This is a genomic window from Terriglobia bacterium (assembly GCA_020072645.1).
Taxonomy (GTDB): Bacteria; Acidobacteriota; Terriglobia; order Terriglobales; family Acidobacteriaceae; genus Angelobacter.
Genome location: JAIQGK010000006.1, coordinates 107,241 through 123,615 on the forward strand (window position 1 = coordinate 107,241; position 16,375 = coordinate 123,615).

Sequence of the window (16,375 nt, forward strand, 5' to 3'; positions counted from 1 at the left end):
AGCTTGCCGAAGGGGAGGGATCCCTATTCCCTTAAATGCAGCGTCCTTGAGTCCCCAGTTCGCCTGGGTTAGCTGTCCTTCAATCCCCGTTGTTTCTCCTCCGTGTTCCTTCGTGTCCTCTGTGGTTAAAGGTTTGGCTTTTTCCGCCTTCCTGATTCGCGCCTATTCGCGTTAATTCGCGGCCAATCGGTTTTCTGATGACGGCGATGTCGGCGATGACGTGCGATCATGGCGATCTCCGTGTTCCTTCGTGTCCTTTGTGGTTAAAGGTTTTTCATCGCGCTGCTCAACTCAATCACCTCCAGCGGGCACTCTGCCCAGTTATGTTTCCAGCACACAATCAGGTGGCATTTATCTGGCTTGTGCCCATGCATCAGAAAATTTCTGCTCTCGTATTCCAATTCAATCCTTATTAGCTGCCACAGGCCCGGCTCCATCTCTCGCAGCGCCTCGCAATCCGGATATCCCGGCTGTATCCTCAGCACCACAAAGCCCAGCTTCCGCGCTACCGCCCCAAACAGAAATACCACGCCCTGCTCATTGGTCGGAGCTAGCATCAGGTCGGCATCCACCGTCGGAGGCCCATATACTGGCTCGCCCTTGATCAGCCCTGGCAGCAAAATCGGCGTTGAAGGTCTCATCAAATACCCGGCCCCGCCTGGCCTGCCTTCAAGGTGTCTCTCCACTACTTCCAGTACATCCTTCGCGCTATCTTCCAAACCATTCTCGCGGGCAAACTTTGCCATGCCCGCCGGCAGCCGCGTCCAGCCTCCGCCAAAGTGCCGGGTCAGTGGCTTCACGCTGTACCGCCCATGGAGCGAGTACTCCGCCAGTGTCGGCACTCTGCCCAGCAGCCGTGTCACCTGGCTCCAGTCTTCAAAAATCTTCTCCGGACTCAGTTCGTATCCTGAGCCGCCTCGCTCCAGCCCGCATGCCTGCAATGCCTCCGCATACACTCCAAAGTTTCTTCGTATGTCATAGGCCCCCACGCCGGTCTTTAAGTTCAATTCCTTTAGCGTCGGGACGTGCCCCAGTTCTTCTTTTGTCTGCCTGATTGCTCCAATCACCTCGTCACGGCTCATTTCTCTTCCTCCTCAATTATGTGGTTACAGCCAGGGTTCTGTTGTCACACCGCTTTGGGGTCTGGCACGCACGGACGACAAGGATTTACAAACCGAAAAGCGGCCCAATTGAGCTTTTTTGATCGGCGTAAATCAGTGCGATCAGCGTTATCAGCGGTAAGGGTTTATCTGGAAGGGTTTGAACACACGTAGGCCCGCAACTTTAAGGGGCTGATTCAAACCGCATGAGGCCGCGGTAACTGTGGACCCAACGGTGGCCCGCAGACTGCAGGGTTGCTGGCCTTTCCGGGCGTTTCAAAAGTTTTTCCCGCCGATGCCGCTCTCGGTCTTTCGCCTCTCATTATCGGCGAAACAAATACGGCAGTCAATAGGATTTTCGGCCAGTAATGTCTCGGAAATTAGTACATCTTGACAAACAAAGACCCAGAAACCATTCACATTTTCGCGCGTGATTTTCGCCTCTCGATGAGCAGCGCCGTTAGGCGCGTTACTTAAAGATAGCCCAGTGCGTCCCAGAGGCGCGCGCCTCGCGCCGAGGGATAAGCGCTGGGTAAGGATCTTTCCCGTCCGGTTCCAAACAGAAGGGCTGTCTTTGCAAATATTGGTTGGGTATACTCGCAAGCGACATGAGCGCTCACGATCTTGGAAAGATTGAATCCGAACCGATCGAAGGCGTCGACCAGCCGGACGGTAGTGGTTGGGGCGACTACCCAATCGACACCGTTTTGATCCGGACGGAGACACGAACTATTTTCGACGTGATTCGCCGCATTGCTGGAGATTCATTTGTCATGGATCCGGATTTCCAGCGAGACTTCATTTGGCCCGAGGACAAGCAGAGCAAATTGATCGAATCTGTGCTTATGCGTATTCCACTGCCAGTGTTCTATCTTGCCGAGGATGGGCGTGGTCGAATGATTGTAGTGGATGGACTGCAGAGGCTCTCCACGTTTCAAAGGTTCCTAAATAACGAACTCCGTTTAAGGCTTCCGGAACAAAGCGAACTCGACAAGAAGTATTTCAAAGATCTTCCTCCCAAGCTCCAGAACCGTGTCGAAGACTGTAATTTGGTCCTATACATTATCGACGCGAAGGTTCCGGAGCGTGCTCGCCTCGACATTTTCGAGCGAGTAAACGGTGGTGTCCCTCTTACGCGTCAACAGATGCGCAACTGCCTCTATATGGGCCCTGCAACCCGTTTCCTGAAGGAGGAAGCGAACACCGCAGTTTTCTTGGAATCGACCGGGCACAGCCTAACTACTACAACGATGCGAGATCGAGAGTTCGTCAACCGTTTTTGCGCATTCCAAATGCTGCCCATAGAGGACTACAGAGACATGGACGAATTCCTCGCCACCGCTCTGACGAAGATGAATGGGTTTGCGCCGGGTCAGTTGACGCGGTTGTCCGCGGAGTTTCGGAGTGGGCTGGTGAACAACTACGCTGTTTTCGAGAAGCATTCGTTTCGAAAGCACTCAGTGGGCCAAACTTCTCGGAGCGTGCTAAACGCGTCCCTTTGGGATGTCATGTCAACCGGACTCTCAAAGTATCCCCTCGAGGTGGTTGAGACGAAAGCCGACTTACTTCGGTCAGCATTTAACATGCGGCTGGCGGATCCGGTATTTACGCACGCCATTACTTACAGTACTAACAGCACCAAAAACGTTCGGACCCGATTTCAAATGGCTTGGCAGATGTTCGAGGAGGTGTTTGGTGCTAACCCGACTCGACCTTGAGCACTTCAAGTGTTTCGACCTTCTTAAATTACCGATAGGACGGCTGACGTTCCTCTCGGGCTCAAACGCTTCTGGCAAGTCTTCGGTCCTCCAATCCCTTGTTCTCCTTCATCAAACAATTCGGGAACAAGAGTGGTCTACTCGACTGCTACTGAACGGGGGTGAGCTTCGCCTAGGAACGATAACAGACGTCGTCGACAAGCTGACCGGGCGCCGAACATTCGGCATAGGACTGATCGACTCTAACTGCGAAACGCGATGGACTTTTGAGGGTGCGGACAGAAGAGATATGTCAGCAGTTGTTACAGCCGTTCGCGTAGGCAATACCGAACAGCTTGCGCCAGCGGCACTTCGCTTTCTATTGCCTCCGTCCCCCCCTCCGGAACAAGAAGACCTAGCCACTCGACTCCTGCGGCTTTGCTTTCTCACCGCCGAACGAATCGGCCCCCGGGAGGTATATCCTCTCGAAGATCCGAACGCCACGCAGGTAGTTGGCCCTCGCGGCGAAAACGCGGCTAGTCTCTTGCACTGGGGGAGGGATCAAGCGGTCTTGGACACCCTGGCGATCAATGACAGACCTCCTACGTTATTCCACCAAGTCGAGGCCTATATGCAGGAATTTTTCCCTGGGTGCTCGCTGGAAGTACAACAAGTACCTCAGTCAAACGGGGTCACACTCGGCCTGAGAACTTCCAGCGCGACCGATTTTCACCGGCCCGTGCATGTGGGCTTCGGCCTGACCCAAGTTTTCCCTATAATCGTCGCGGCGCTGTCTAGGAAAGCGAACGATTTGCTTTTGATAGAAAATCCTGAAGTTCATCTTCACCCAGCCGGCCAAGCAAGAATGGGGGAATTCCTGTCGAAGATTGCGGCAGCTGGCATTCAGGTTCTAATCGAAACTCACAGCGATCACGTCTTAAACGGAATTCGACGATCTGTTAAGGGCGGCGTGACCAAACATGAGGAAGTCGCGATACATTTCTTCAAAGACCGAGAGACAAAGGGGGATCAGATTATCAGCCCGCTCATTGATGCCAACGGAAACATCGACGTTTGGCCCTCCGGCTTCTTTGACCAGTTCGACAAGGACATGAATTACTTCGCAGGGTGGGGTAGTTAGAGTGGATTTCCTCGCGAATGATCTATCCCTCCATGGTCAATTTCACGATTTTCGAGACTTTGGAGACGCTGTCCGCAGAATGATGGAGATCCGCCAGGAAATACGGAGGTTCGGATCATCTCTATATTGCTGCCGCAGCATGGCTCAGGCTCGCATTACAGCTCAAGTCCCAATGCAGCAAGCTGTTCAGGGCCTTTCCAATGAACAGCGTCGCGCGTTGATGCAATGGCTGACCCAGCATGGTCCACACTGGGAGGACGTGCGCTTGCACATCGCTGACGATTGGATAGAAACGCGAGGCGAGATCGTCACTGACACCGCAATCGGAGAGGCGGCATTCGGCCGGTTGAATGGGATCGCTCGTGACCTAGTTAGCTTCGCGCCATCAGATTGGAACTTCACACCGGTTGAGGCAACGTGGCGGCAGGAAGACAACCAAAGTGCCGACGTCGCGGTTCCCAATCACTGGAATATCGCTTCGCTAACTGCGTGGCTGGCGTCTAACCCTGAGATTGTAGATTCGTGGGCGAGTCTAGAGGCTCAGATGAGGCGAGTGAACACGCGACTTACCCTCGCCGATGGCGTTTTTAAGTCGCTCGGCGGACATCCGTTCGTCCCGTCGGCGGCTGAGCGAATTCGTGTTTTGCTCCATACGCTGGATAGGTTTAAGGGATGCTTCAACGATCAAGGTCAGCGTAATGCAGAAGGGCATGCGCTTTACGCGAACCATTTTTCTGTCCAAAAGGGTTGGTTTTCAGATTCATCTGAGGCAGAAAAGAATGAATTTCACGCAGAGTTGACTTTCCCACACCCACAAAGACCGGGTGAAACGCTCTTCTGCCCGTGGCACGGTAAAGTCAAAACCCCGCAGATCCGCATCCACTTTTCCTGGCCTGTTAGGGCTGACGAGCCACTCTATGTCGTGTACGTGGGACCAAAGAGAACAAAGCGCTGAACTGGCTCCGTCTTAAGGCAGGATAGGAAACATCTGCTCACTCTATTTTTGGGGTGGCTCTCTCCGCGCCTCCGTGGTAGGTTTTTGCATTTTCCGATCACGGCGATCCTACGATAACTCTTTTGCTACCATACTCTCGACCCCATGCTTCGCTACATCGCAACCCGCCTGCTGTACATGGTTCCTGTCATCTGGCTCGTCGTCTCGGTGGTTTTCCTTCTGATCCATCTTGTTCCTGGCGATCCCATTCAGCAGATGCTGGGAGAAGGCGCAGCTAGCGCCGACGTTCAAGCCGCCCGCCACGCCTATGGACTCGATGTCCCCCTCCCGCAGCAATACATGAATTACTGGAAAGGTGTCCTGCGCGGAGATCTCGGCCGCTCTCTTCGTTTCGATCAACCCGTCACCGGCGTAATCCTCCAGCGTTATCCCAAGACGCTTCTATTGACCGTCGCGTCCATGATTGTCGCTTTGCTCATCTCCATTCCTGCTGGCGTGCGCTCTGCCCGTCGCCGCAATCGCTGGGACGACCGCCTGCTAAGCATCGTGAGTCTGTGGGGATTGTCGTTTCCTAACTTCGCGCTCGGGCCTATCCTGATTTTATTTTTCGCTATTCGCCTGGGACTGTTGCCGGTCTCTGGCTACGGCACATTCGCTCACCTTATTTTGCCATCAATCACCATGGGCGGCGCTCTCGCCGCGATTCTTACCCGCATGGTCCGCACGGCGATGCTTGAGGAACTGGGGCAGGATTACATCCGAACCGCTCGCGCAAAAGGATTGTCAGAAAACGTGGTCGTTTATAAGCACGCGCTGCGCAATGCGCTGGTGCCTGTGCTGACCGTGGTGGGACTTCAGTTCGGCGCGCTGCTCGCGGGCGCCATTGTTACGGAAACAATCTTCTCCTGGCCCGGCATCGGACGCCTTACCATCAGTGCCATCAGCAGCCGCGACTACTATCTCGTCCAGGGCTGCATCCTCATGATCGGCCTGACGTATGTGGCCGTGAATTTCCTGACCGATTTCTTCTATTCACTCGCCAATCCGCGTATTCGGCAGTAGTTCTTTCTGAAATCCCGAGCGGAGCGAGGGAACCCTATCGCCAAAAGCAATCTTCAGGCGCAAGGAGTCACACCACCTGAGCAAATTAGGACGCTAAATTAATTTTTAGCCTGGAGGTAATGGCGGCCCCTCGAAGGAGTGTGTCTCTATTGGCTGTGCAGCGGACCGTTGATCTTGGATCATGGATGGAGTTGCCCGCAGTGTGCGCTGACAAATGGAGGTAAGACCTCGCAAGAAAGTTTTTGCTTTCAGGTTTTCTCCGCGTCTCCGCGCCTCCGCGGTGAAAATTAAACCTCCAGAATCTCCGCACTCACCTTCCCCTCAGTAATCACCAGCCTGCCCACGCTGATCGGCAGCTTGAATCTTCTTGGCCCTGCGCTACCCGGATTGAAATACAGCACGGCGTCCTTCACTTCCTGTTTCGGCTTATGTGAGTGCCCGCTGATTACCGCTGCAAATCCGGCCGCCTTTGGATTCAGATCAATTGCGTTTACATCATGAATGACATAGAGAAAGACTCCGTCCAGCTCGACCACTTCCGTCTCCGCAAACCGTCGCGCCCACGCCTGTGTATCCACATTCCCGCGGATCGCCGTCACCGGCGCAATCTTTTCTAGTTCAGGAATAATTTCCGCCGCGCCAATATCGCCCGCATGAATGATGTGCTCCGACCCACGCAGCAACTCCACCGCTTCAGGACGAAGCAGCCCATGCGTATCCGAGATGATCCCAATTCTCATCAGCGTTAATCTGCACTGCTAGCAATCAGATTCGTGCCATGCCACGAAGAATTTTTCCTTTATTCCTGCACTCCGTTTTTTTTCTTCAATTCCCCGCGCACTCCAAAGTCTCTCTGTGTTTTCTGGGTTGAGGTTTTGACTTTGACTGTTGGCTGTTGCTTTTGAGTTGTCTCCGTGCCTCCGTGGTAGATGTTTCTTTTGGTTGCGACTCTGCTGCGCTGCGTAAATCTGCGGCGAAGGGGAATTCAGAATTGCTTTTCCTTTGCGGCCTTCGCGTCCTTTGCGGTGAACAGGTTTGGCTAATTGCCGATTGCTAACTGCTAATTGCTCCTACAACCCTGCTTCAATCCGCGACCTCGGATCCATATAATCCCGCAGCGCATCGCCAATAAAATTGAACGACAGCACGGCCAGCATCACTGCCAGGGCAGGGAAGAGCACAAGGTGCGGCGCATCAAAGAGATGTGCGCGTCCGTCGTTCAGCATTGATCCCCAGCTTGCCGTCGGCGGGGGAACTCCCAATCCCAAAAAGCTCATCGTAGCTTCCGCCAGCACAGCTCCGGCCATTCCTATCGCTGCCTGGACAATCACCGGCTGGATAATGTTGGGCAGAATGTGCCGCGTGACAATGCGCCAGTCGCTCGCGCCCAGCGCCCGCGCCGCCTCCACAAATTCTTTTTCTTTCACCGCCAGCACCTGCGCGCGCACCAGCCGGGCGTAGCCCACCCATCCACCAATGCAGAGCGCCAGGATCAGGTTGAAAATTCCCGGCCCCAGAAAAGCCACAAAGGCAATCGCCAGCAGGATTCCGGGGAAAGAGAGAAACGCATTCATCACAACGACATTGAAAAACTTGTCAGCCCAGCCGGCATAATAACCGGCAATCGAGCCCAGAATCAGCCCCAGCAGCAGCGATCCGGCCACCACGCTGCTTCCCACCAGCATGGAGATGCGTGCACCATAGATCACGCGCGAGAAAATGTCGCGGCCAAGCTCGTCTGTGCCGAACCAGTGTGAGCTGCCCGGCGGTTGCAGCCGCGAAGGCAAGTCAATGTTGCTGGGATTTTGCGGAGCAATCCACGGCGCGAACAGCGCAAACACCACGAACACCGCCACCAGCACCATGCCGATCGACGCAAGCACGTTGCGCCGTCCCAATGTTGCTGCGGTGTTCCATGTGGAGGAAAGTGCCATCGCAATAGAAAGCCCAAGAACTTAACCGCGAAGGACGCAAAGGTCGCAAAGGAAATCGCTTCAGAATTTCTATTTCCCCGCGTCCTTAGCGCCCTTTGCGGTGAATGGTTTTGCCAATTGCTATTTGCTGATTGCTGGTTCCACTCGCACCAGCTTCTTCAGCGCGCGAATGAAAGTCTCATTCTGTTCCGGCGTGCCAATACTCACGCGTATGGCGTTTGGCGCGCCCCACGGCGCCAGCGAGCGGACAATCACTCCTTCAGCCTGCATGCGTTTGGTAAAGGCGGCAGCATCTTCATCCACCGTAAAATGGATAAAGTTCGCGCTGGTGGGTATGGCTTTGACTCCAAGCTCCTTAAAGCGCTCCATCAACCACGCCGCTCCCACGGCGTTATTTTCCACCGTCTTGCGGATGTGCTCCACATCGCGGATCGCCGCCAGTCCCGCCGCTTCCGCCACCACGGAAACCGAAAAAGAATTCCGTACCCGCGCGAAATACCGCAGCAATTCCGGGTTCCCGCATGCATATCCCAGCCGCACGCCGGCCAGCCCATGCGCTTTAGAGAATGTTCGCAGTACCAGCACGTTCGCTTTGCCCGCACGCACATAATCAAATGATCGCGAATACGTGATGCCGCGCTGCCGCGCAAAATACTCGGCAAAATCGGAATACGCTTCATCCAGGATCACCAGCACACTCTCTGGGACCCGCTTAAGAAACGCTTCCGTCGCGTCCGCGTCAAACATCGTGCCGGTAGGATTGTTCGGATTCGCCAGAGTGACCACGCGTGTTTGTTCATCGATGGCCGCCGCAATCGCGTCCAGATCATACGTGTCATTCCGCATCGGTACTTCAATAAACCGCGCTCCAATGCTGCGCGTGATCACCGGATAGCTGATAAACGACCGTTCGCTGCTGATGCAGTTTGTTCCCGGCACCAGCAAAGTACGGGCCACCACGTCCAGAATCCCCAGCGAGCCATCGGCAATAAAAATCTGCTCCGCCGTCAGTTGATGACGTGTCGCCAGCGCCTCCCGCAACTCGCTGGCGTCGTTATCCGGGTACAGGTTGACCTCGGCTGCCGCTTCCCGAATTGCCGCCAGCGCCAGTGGCGACGGCCCAAACGGGTTCTCATTCGACGCCATCTTGATCATCGCAACGCCGGATTCCCGCTCTGCCTGTCGCATAGGTTTGCCCGGCACGTAGCCAACCAGCGCGCGTATGTGTTCCGGTATTTGATCGAGGACAGTCTTTTTCATCGGAGAAGAAGAGACAACAGAAGTTTGTACCACAAGCAGAGTTGCTAAGCTATCTCGCAAAGCATCTGGTTAGTTTCGTTTTGGTACGAATGGAGATCACTACCGGCTGGGTTTTCTTTCCCGCTGATGTTCACTGCGCCGCACGTTGGCTCTGCTTCGCGATGGCGGCTTTCGTTCAGGCGTCTGCTTTTTGTCGCCTCGTCCCGCTCGCTTGAGGCCTGCAATTTCTCCCGGCTTCAGTTCGCGAAACTGGCCTGGCTCAACATCCAGCGTGAGCGGACCATAACGCACGCGCTTGATCTTCTCCACGTGATGGCCAATTTCTTCAAACATGCGTCGGATCTGCCGGTTCTTACCTTCAATCAACGTCACTTCATACCAGGGATTTTCAGCGTCTTTCACCAGGCGGATTTGCGCCGGCGCGGTGTGGATGGTTTCCATCCGGCGCGGCCCCGGCTTGGCGCCAATCTTGATTCCGCGTCGCAGTTTTTCGATTCCTTCTTCCTTGGCTCGTCCGGCAATCTTTACCAGGTAAGTTTTGGGCACGTGGGACGAAGCATGTGTGAGCTTGGCGGCAAGCTCTCCGTCATTGGTCAGCAGCAGCAGGCCTTCGCTTGCCCAGTCCAGCCTTCCCACGGGATAAATACGCGCGCCCACGCCTTTGATCAAATCCATCACCGTGGGTCGGCGTTCTGGATCTGTCACCGTAGTTACGTAGCCCTTTGGCTTGTTCAACAGTAGATAAACATGGCGTTCTGCTCCCTGCAACAGCTTGCCGTCAACCTTGATGTGGTCGCGCTGAAGATCGGCTTTGGTGCCTAGTTCTGTCACGGTCTGGCCGTTCACGCTCACGCGGCCTTGCGTGATCAGTTCTTCCGCTTTGCGGCGAGATGTAACGCCGGCTGCCGCAATGATTTTCTGTAATCGCTGTGGAGGCATTTCACCCGCCCGTACTTTCAGAGGCAATCTGGTCGGCCACCTGTTCGTCGGCTTTGTTGTGCTCTGGATCAGACGAAACGGTCGGCTCCGTCACATTCTGCGGGACTTCGGCCTTGTCTTCTTCCAGTTGTTCCACGCCACCGTCTTCACCGGGTGTGCCAGTCGCATCAGCTACGGCAACAGGGCTGTCGCCAGAATCAAAAAGTTCATCCTGCAGTTCGCCCGCCGCAAGTTTTTCGAACTCTTCTAGGCTTGGCAATTCGCTTAGGTCGCGCAGGCCAAAGCGCATCAGGAAATCCTTGGTCGTCTTGTACAACATGGGCCTGCCGACCACAGCTTTTCTTCCGGCGGTGGTAATGAGCTTTCGCTCCAGCAGCGTGCCGATTACTCCGGCTGCGTCCACGCCGCGGATGTCGCTGATTTCAGGAACAGTCACAGGCTGTTTATAGGCAATCACGGCAAGGGTCTCAAGCGCCTGCAAAGAGAGGCGGATCGGCGGCTTTAAACTCTTTGAGAACGCCCGCACCACGTCATGGTGCTCCGGCTTGGTGGACATACGGTAGCCGCTGGCCACCTCGCGGATTTCGATTCCGTGTTCTGGATTCGCATAATCGGCGATCAGTTCGTCAAGGTATGGCCGTAACAGCCCGCGCAGTTCGACCTTCTCAGATTTTTCTTTGACTTTCTTCGTCGCCGGCTGCGGCGCGGAATCTTCTACCGCGCCCAGATGATCTTCGGCATTCTCTGGCTGCGGTTGCGATTCCGGCGCGCCATCTACGGTGGGATCAGGCGTTGGCGGCAAAGCCGTCTTCAGCGCCAGCAGATCCTCTTTGAGCAGAGCAGCCATCTGGTCCAGCGTGATGGGCTCTTCCGCCGCGTAAATAATTGCTTCGAGTTTGGCTTTGATGGACATCAGTAATTAGTATTTAGTACTTGGTATTTAGCCGAGCTCCTCTGCTGCACGCCTTCATTTCACGCATAACATTTCTGCCGCGCGCCAGCCACGAAAAATCAAGCTCAACAATGATTTGCTAAATACCAATTACTAACTACTAAGTACCGCTTATCTCCAATCATCTCTCACCGCCGCGCCTTCGCCCATTACGGTGTCAAACATGGCGTGCTTCTTGATCAGGACCTCGCCAAAAACTCTTTCCTGCCGCAGCAGGATGGCTTGCAGCCGCACCAGTTCAAGCAGCGCCAAAAAAGATGAGATGAGCGCATGGCGTGAAGTGATGTGCTGCAAAAGCCGTTTCAGCGGAATCGGGCGGTCTTCCATTAACAGGCGGCGGCGGAAAAATTCAATCATCTGCGCAACCGTAACGGTCTCTTCATCCACTTGCAACATTGGACGCGACTTGGCGCGCTCAAGGATCTGCTGAAACGTGCGCACCAGGTCCACCACGTCGGCCGCTAGTTCTGGCTCGGTGCCTTCAGCGTCCTTGAATTCCTTCATTGAGGGATTGCTGACCACCGCCTCTTCAATCTGTTGTTTCTGCATCAGCATCTGCGCCGCATTCTTGAATTTTTCATGCTCCAGCAGCCGCTGTACCAGCTCTTCCCGCGGATCTTCCTGCGCGCCTTCAGCCGCCTCAGGATCGCGCGGCAGCAACATCTTGCTCTTAATGTGGATCAGCAGGGAAGCCATGTAAATGAACTCTGCCGCAATGTCCACGTCCAGGTGCTTCAGGTTTTCGACATAGCCAAGGTATTGCGCCGTGATCTTGGCGATGGGAATGTCATAAATATCAATATCCTGCTTGCGGACAAGGTCCAGCAGCAGATCGAGTGGCCCGTCATAGACCTGCCCGACGCTCACTGAGAACGGAAATTCATTCGTCTGCGGCTTCGCGGATTGTGAAGTTTCTGCCATCTAAAGCGATTGTCGATAAAGATCAAAGGATCATGGACCGTAACGGTCCTTGAATGCCTTGTCGAACAAAACTTGTGGACCGCAGCCGCCCTCGGCTGCGTCCTGCAACTCCTCAATTCTAAATGTTATTTGTCGCTCTTGCCGATGGCAGAGCTGTGGATTACACGTCTTTTATTTGCTTGTGGTTTACTGCAATGCGCTGTAATCACCGTTATATTGCTGGATTGCGAGTTCGCCTTCGCTGGTCTGCAGCGAAATGCCGTTAGGCCCTCTCTTCAGCACAATCTCGACTCCGTCACCATTACGCATAAACTTCTTCCAGTGGTCCTGCAATACCTTTGGCGGCAGAACGTAGTCACGCAGGTTTCGGTCCTTGTCCTGTGCCAGCAACACCAGCACGTTGACTGGCCGATCCTCCAGCAGAAATCTCCACGCCCCATTTTCTTCTGCCGCAGCGTACAAGCCCACTTTTCTCCCTCGGCGCGTTATAAATGTGCGCGGTCGGTCCTTCTTAAGAGGATAGGTTCTATTGATTCGCTCCAGCCATTCTGAGGTCCGCAGCTCCCATCTTTTGTCTTCATTCTTGGCGCTGGTTATCGTCTCAGGGACTTTGATTGCCGTCGTCGCTTCCTCTTTCGCGGCCAATCCCGCCACTGCGCCCAGACGGAGCAGTCCTATCGCATCGCGCACTGCTGACATGGTTTCTTCGGCTGCGGCTATCGCTTTCTGTGCTCCGTGCTGAATGGTCTGCCGCAACTTGGCCGGGTCTTGCGCCAGCGCATGCCGCCGTTCACGGATGGGAGCCAGGTGGGCGTTCACGCTTTCCACCGCCAGCGCTTTGCATTCCACGCAGGTGATCGTGGCTTGCGTGCAACCCTGAGTGATATGGGCGAGGCGTTCTTTGTCACTGAAGATCTGGTGCAGATTACCCACAGGACAGCGGTCGGGACTGCCGCGATCCGTCAGCTTGGGCCGATCTGTAACGCTGTTCTTGATCTTCTGCTCGACGGCGGCTGCCTCGTCGCTCAACAGAATTGAATTGCCGTACGACTTTGACATCTTTCGCTTGTCGGTACCCAGCAGCTTGGGTGAAGGCGTGAGCAATGTCTGCGGCTCAGGGAAGACAGGCTTGTCATTCAGCTTATAAAACTGGTTAAAGCGGCGTGCTACTTCGCGCGTGAGTTCAATGTGCGCTGACTGGTCCTCGCCCACCGGCACAAAATCGGGGCGATATATAAGGATGTCGGCTGCCTGGAGCAGCGGATAGCCCAGAAATCCATACATGTGCAGGTCTTTGTTCGGCATCTGCTGCTGTTGTTCTTTAAAAGAGGGAACGCGCTCCAGCCATCCCAGCGGCGTGATCATGGAAAATAGCAGGTGCAACTCGGCATGCTCGCGCACGTGCGACTGCACAAAGATGGCGCACTTTTCAGGATCGAGACCGGCGGCGAGAAAATCCAGCACAACTTCCAGGGAGTTATCAGCCAGTCGCGACGTATTGTCGTAATCGGTAGTGAGCGCGTGCCAGTCCGCCACAAAGAAAAAACAGTCGTGCGAATTCTGCAGCTTTACCCAGTTCTGCAGCGCGCCAACGTAGTTACCAAGATGCAGCTTGCCCGTGGGGCGCATGCCGCTCAGGACACGGGGACGTGAAGTTTTCGTTGGATGGTTCATCATTTGTATGGAGAGCGGCGACAGCTCATCGGCCGGCAATTAGCAGTTTAGCAAACAGCAATTAGCAAATGGTAATTGGCCAAAGAACTTGAAGTGCAAAAGCTGCAAAGGCAAAAGCGGAGAAAATCAGAATCTTCTTTGCGATCTTCGCGCCCTTTGCGGTGAAAGGATCTGGTTGCTATGTTCCTGTCTTGCCCCCAGTGGCTTGCTCCTGTGGCGCTATTGTTTTCACCTTCACCGGTTTTGCTGGTATGCCGACGGAAATCGTGAATGGATCAATGTCCTTCGTCGCAATGCCCATCGATCCCAGCAAGCCGTGTTCGTGCACACGGACTCCGCTCATGACGGTTGCGTGATATGTGATGCGGGCGCGCGGCCCGATCTCCGTCTTACGGTTCGTTACGATCATTCCATCATTCAGATCATGGTCATGGGAATAAACATTGGCGTAATCGGAAATTGAGCTGCCTTCGTGAATAACGATTTCTCCCCGGTCGTCCAGCAAGACGTATTTGTGGATCACGCAATTATCTTCAATGGTCAGGTTGTAGCCATAAGAGACTTCCACGCCGTGAAAAATCTTTACGTTTTTGCCGATGTGTTTCAGCACATGCTTTGCCACCATGGCCCGGACGCGGTATCCCAGCCAGTGATTGATCCCCAGGGGTGACCGGTCAAACATCATCCAGAACCAGATCAGGGGTTTGCGTTCCGCGTATTTCTGCGCGTCAACGTCGCCATAGTATTCCGGTTCCAGAGAGGCATTGCGCGGATCAAAGCTGTGCACCAGGGCCTGTTCCGCTAATGAGGCGTGAGACGCCGGATCGGCATAGGGCCGGCCCAGGTAGAGTTCATGCAGCGTGTCACGAACGACCAGACAGCGATGCTCGATATTGCGGTTGGCAAACTGCTCATCGAGCTTCTGTATCCAGTCCAGGAACGCTTTTTCAGCCGCGGGCAGCGGCTGAATGTTGCGGTATTCGTAACGCGGCATGCAAGCCCCTCAATCTTAGTATTTAAGAGTTCAATGATATAACGGCGGCCGGATTCCGCCTCGCATCAGCTCGGTCTTCGACAGGAATTCGATTTTTCACGCGCCATCTTCGCCTCAAATTTTTTGTGGCGTCACTTGAGATCGGCGAGGGTCTGGCGTCGGGGCGAAGCAGCAACCTGGAATGCATTTAGCCCGCCCCCTTTTGGGATTGCTTTACAAAGTTAGCTCAAATTCGGAAATGGCACAGTGGTTACCTCGGTACCGTTGTTCTCTGGTCACAATTAACGATATAAACATGCCATTCCGGGATTTGTTTAGCTGCATTAAAGGAAAGCAGAACGGTTTATGTGCAGTCGTGTTATATGGCCCAGGAAAGTCGCGCAAGCGGGTCTTCTCGGTCTCTTTATCTTAATTTCGCTCGCGGTCCAGGCCCAGGATGATGAATTTAAGGCCGACAGCTTCAAGGCTGTCCCAATCCTGACCGGCTCAACCGCTTATTTCACCCGCGTCACTGCCGGCCAATATCAGGATGCTCCCACGGTGAGCCCGCTTCTGCTGTTGCCGGTGGGAGACAAGTGGCTGCTTGAAGCCAAAGGCTCCTACTCCGACACCTTCAGCAAGAATGCGCAGGGTGATTACAACGGGACAATTTCCTACGGGATGCCTTACGGCCAGATTGACTACATTGCCAATCGTTACATGACGTTTGTAGCGGGCCGGTTTACAACGCCTTTCAATATTTACGGCGAGCGGCTGGCGCCCAACTGGATACGAGCGCTGCAACCCAATCCACTGACTTCACCTGTTACAAGTGGTTCCGCGCTGGGCGGCATGATACGCGGCGGTTTTTCTGGCACGGATAGCCTGAACGTTACTTACGCGGCTTATTTTTCGGCAAATAACACGCATCACTTGCTGGCTACTGACCGCTCGACCGGCGGCCGGCTCGGATTTTTCCTGCCACGTCAAAGGCTGGAAGTAGGCGCATCATTCCAGCAGGTTTTGCAGGCTGACCGTCCGCATTCTTCTGGCGTGTTTCTGGAATGGCAGCCGAATCGTGCGCCGTTAACTGTACGTTCCGAGTATGTTCGGTCATCGGGAACAAAAGGAAGCGCTTACTGGATTGAATCAGTCTATCGGCTCAGCCAGATTCCTTCTTTGCGGAGACTGGAATTGGTTGGTCGCGGAGAGCAGTTCTTTGCCGCCGCAAACCTTTCTGCCGCCACGGTAAAAAAACTGGGTGCGCTCGGCAAGGATACGAACGAAGGCGATTTCGGCATGAACTATTACCTGCGCAGCGATATCCGGGCCTCAGCTAGTTATGGCCGCCAGTTTGTGCTTGGCCGCAACGCCAATCTTTGGACGATTGGCATGACATATCGCTTTATTATGCCGATGCTGCCGCAAGGAGGCGCGCGATGAAGATGAAATTTTTCCTGGCGGCGTTCCTCGTCGCAAGTGCGCTGTCGCTGGGCTTGATGGCCAACGCCAGCAGTGGCGGCAAGGATACCGCGAAAGACTCTCCGGCGCCCACCGTTTCTGCGGAGCAGAGCGCGCAGCATGAAAACATGAACCTTGAGGGCGAGAAGCGTTTTCGCTCCAACTGCGGACGCTGCCATGCCGCGCCGCCTAAATTCCCGCCGCGAATGATGGCCACCATTGTGCGCCACATGCGTGTTCGCGCCACCATCACAGACCAGGATATGCGCTTGATCCTGCGCTACATGACGGAGTAGTGATGCAGGC

The 16,375-nt window shown here is 54.7% G+C and carries 15 protein-coding genes; 6 read left to right on the top strand and 9 right to left on the bottom strand.

The genetic code is table 11. The features are described from left to right. Positions 1–263 precede the first annotated feature (263 nt). On the bottom strand, positions 264–1,082 hold the full coding sequence (locus LAO76_10535; protein MBZ5491357.1) for a hypothetical protein: 819 nt from the start codon (positions 1,080–1,082) through the stop codon (positions 264–266). A gap of 626 nt (positions 1,083–1,708) precedes the next feature. Between LAO76_10535 and LAO76_10540 the strand changes: the two genes are divergently transcribed. The 4 genes from LAO76_10540 (at position 1,709) to LAO76_10555 (ending at position 5,955) form a co-directional block, all read left to right on the top strand. Further along, on the top strand, positions 1,709–2,818 hold the full coding sequence (locus LAO76_10540; GenBank protein MBZ5491358.1) for a DUF262 domain-containing protein: 1,110 nt from the start codon (positions 1,709–1,711) through the stop codon (positions 2,816–2,818). Between the two features lie 289 nt (positions 2,819–3,107). Then, positions 3,108–3,938: a DUF3696 domain-containing protein gene (locus tag LAO76_10545; GenBank protein ID MBZ5491359.1), complete on the top strand. Its 831-nt coding sequence runs from the start codon at positions 3,108–3,110 to the stop codon at positions 3,936–3,938. 79 nt (positions 3,939–4,017) lie between these two features. Further along, complete coding sequence (locus LAO76_10550) at positions 4,018–4,893, top strand: hypothetical protein (GenBank protein ID MBZ5491360.1); 876 nt, start codon at positions 4,018–4,020, stop codon at positions 4,891–4,893. 144 nt (positions 4,894–5,037) lie between these two features. Then, on the top strand, positions 5,038–5,955 hold the full coding sequence (locus LAO76_10555) for an ABC transporter permease (protein MBZ5491361.1): 918 nt from the start codon (positions 5,038–5,040) through the stop codon (positions 5,953–5,955). Positions 5,956–6,242: 287 nt separating this feature from the next. Here LAO76_10555 and LAO76_10560 read toward each other — a convergent pair whose 3' ends face one another. The 8 genes from LAO76_10560 to LAO76_10595 form a co-directional block, all read right to left on the bottom strand. Continuing rightward, a complete protein-coding gene (locus LAO76_10560; GenBank protein MBZ5491362.1) occupies positions 6,243–6,695 on the bottom strand; it encodes a metallophosphatase family protein in 453 nt (150 codons plus the stop codon). Positions 6,696–7,025: 330 nt separating this feature from the next. After that, positions 7,026–7,889 (bottom strand): ABC transporter permease, encoded by an 864-nt coding sequence (locus tag LAO76_10565; protein MBZ5491363.1) that lies wholly within the window; start codon positions 7,887–7,889, stop codon positions 7,026–7,028. A 120-nt stretch (positions 7,890–8,009) separates the two neighbouring features. Then, entirely contained in the window at positions 8,010–9,149 is a 1,140-nt protein-coding gene (gene hisC, locus LAO76_10570; GenBank protein MBZ5491364.1) for a histidinol-phosphate transaminase, read from the bottom strand. A gap of 99 nt (positions 9,150–9,248) precedes the next feature. Next, positions 9,249–10,088, bottom strand: a complete 840-nt coding sequence (locus tag LAO76_10575; GenBank protein ID MBZ5491365.1) for an rRNA pseudouridine synthase — start codon at positions 10,086–10,088, stop codon at positions 9,249–9,251. A 1-nt stretch (position 10,089) separates the two neighbouring features. Then, positions 10,090–11,001 carry an SMC-Scp complex subunit ScpB gene (gene scpB / locus LAO76_10580; GenBank protein ID MBZ5491366.1) on the bottom strand — a complete coding sequence of 304 codons (912 nt, stop codon included), beginning with the start codon at positions 10,999–11,001 and terminating at the stop codon, positions 10,090–10,092. Positions 11,002–11,151: 150 nt separating this feature from the next. Beyond that, on the bottom strand, positions 11,152–11,961 hold the full coding sequence (locus LAO76_10585) for a segregation/condensation protein A (GenBank protein MBZ5491367.1): 810 nt from the start codon (positions 11,959–11,961) through the stop codon (positions 11,152–11,154). Positions 11,962–12,147: 186 nt separating this feature from the next. Beyond that, a complete protein-coding gene (trpS, locus tag LAO76_10590; GenBank protein ID MBZ5491368.1) occupies positions 12,148–13,635 on the bottom strand; it encodes a tryptophan--tRNA ligase in 1,488 nt (495 codons plus the stop codon). Positions 13,636–13,813: 178 nt separating this feature from the next. Then, positions 13,814–14,629, bottom strand: coding sequence for an acyltransferase (locus LAO76_10595; GenBank protein MBZ5491369.1), 816 nt, complete (start codon positions 14,627–14,629; stop codon positions 13,814–13,816). A gap of 345 nt (positions 14,630–14,974) precedes the next feature. Here LAO76_10595 and LAO76_10600 point away from each other — a divergent pair, with 345 nt between their 5' ends. Then, entirely contained in the window at positions 14,975–16,051 is a 1,077-nt protein-coding gene (locus LAO76_10600; protein ID MBZ5491370.1) for a hypothetical protein, read from the top strand. Further along, positions 16,048–16,365 carry a cytochrome c gene (locus LAO76_10605; GenBank protein ID MBZ5491371.1) on the top strand — a complete coding sequence of 106 codons (318 nt, stop codon included), beginning with the start codon at positions 16,048–16,050 and terminating at the stop codon, positions 16,363–16,365. Before LAO76_10600 ends, LAO76_10605 begins: the two co-directional genes overlap by 4 nt. Positions 16,366–16,375: the final 10 nt, after the last annotated feature.

Excerpts from the sequence above, each read along its gene's own strand:
- LAO76_10535 (MBZ5491357.1), bottom strand. The coding sequence starts at position 1,082 with ATGAGCCGTGACGAGGTGATTGGAGCAATCAGGCAGACAAAAGAAGAA.
- LAO76_10540 (MBZ5491358.1), top strand. The coding sequence starts at position 1,709 with ATGAGCGCTCACGATCTTGGAAAGATTGAATCCGAACCGATCGAAGGC.
- LAO76_10545 (MBZ5491359.1), top strand. The coding sequence starts at position 3,108 with ATGTCAGCAGTTGTTACAGCCGTTCGCGTAGGCAATACCGAACAGCTT.
- LAO76_10550 (MBZ5491360.1), top strand. The coding sequence starts at position 4,018 with ATGATGGAGATCCGCCAGGAAATACGGAGGTTCGGATCATCTCTATAT.
- LAO76_10555 (MBZ5491361.1), top strand. The coding sequence starts at position 5,038 with ATGCTTCGCTACATCGCAACCCGCCTGCTGTACATGGTTCCTGTCATC.
- LAO76_10560 (MBZ5491362.1), bottom strand. The coding sequence starts at position 6,695 with ATGAGAATTGGGATCATCTCGGATACGCATGGGCTGCTTCGTCCTGAA.
- LAO76_10565 (MBZ5491363.1), bottom strand. The coding sequence starts at position 7,889 with ATGGCACTTTCCTCCACATGGAACACCGCAGCAACATTGGGACGGCGC.
- hisC (MBZ5491364.1), bottom strand. The coding sequence starts at position 9,149 with ATGAAAAAGACTGTCCTCGATCAAATACCGGAACACATACGCGCGCTG.
- LAO76_10575 (MBZ5491365.1), bottom strand. The coding sequence starts at position 10,088 with ATGCCTCCACAGCGATTACAGAAAATCATTGCGGCAGCCGGCGTTACA.
- scpB (MBZ5491366.1), bottom strand. The coding sequence starts at position 11,001 with ATGTCCATCAAAGCCAAACTCGAAGCAATTATTTACGCGGCGGAAGAG.
- LAO76_10585 (MBZ5491367.1), bottom strand. The coding sequence starts at position 11,961 with ATGGCAGAAACTTCACAATCCGCGAAGCCGCAGACGAATGAATTTCCG.
- trpS (MBZ5491368.1), bottom strand. The coding sequence starts at position 13,635 with ATGAACCATCCAACGAAAACTTCACGTCCCCGTGTCCTGAGCGGCATG.
- LAO76_10595 (MBZ5491369.1), bottom strand. The coding sequence starts at position 14,629 with ATGCCGCGTTACGAATACCGCAACATTCAGCCGCTGCCCGCGGCTGAA.
- LAO76_10600 (MBZ5491370.1), top strand. The coding sequence starts at position 14,975 with ATGTGCAGTCGTGTTATATGGCCCAGGAAAGTCGCGCAAGCGGGTCTT.
- LAO76_10605 (MBZ5491371.1), top strand. The coding sequence starts at position 16,048 with ATGAAGATGAAATTTTTCCTGGCGGCGTTCCTCGTCGCAAGTGCGCTG.